Genomic DNA, 380 nt, shown 5'->3' with positions numbered 1-380 from the left:
AAATTATATAGAAGATGAAAAGGTGAATGGATTTTATGAACATTACAAAATGTTTGTAGGAAAAGAACGCCACCAGGCTTTAAAATATGCCGATAGTCTAGCGTTGCAATATCATTGTGAAATTGAAAGGAGAGGTTTTTAATGCAGCGAAAATTTAGGCTTCCAGACGATGTCTGGGAGCAATTCACTGAAAAAACAAGTGCACCAGCTGAAACATTACGTCAATTGGTGATTAATTATATTGATGAGGATAGAAACCCGCTAGATGAGGTTATGGGTGTAGAAGAAGCGGCTGAACAGTGGAACATGTCACCTGGAACATTAAAAAACTTATGTGCTTCTGGTGAGGTTAAAGCGAAGAAAATCGGTAATAGATGGAT

General features: G+C 37.4%; 1 protein-coding gene. It reads left to right on the top strand.

The genetic code is table 11. The features are described 5' to 3' along the window. Positions 1-141: 141 nt before the first annotated feature. On the top strand, positions 142-380 hold a 239-nt coding region (locus tag AC1DIT_RS28600; RefSeq protein ID WP_476998639.1), incomplete at its 3' end, for a helix-turn-helix domain-containing protein.

It is taken from the genome of Bacillus sp. 05T22, from assembly GCF_056396765.1.
This window is presented reverse-complemented; position numbering and strand designations above follow the sequence as displayed.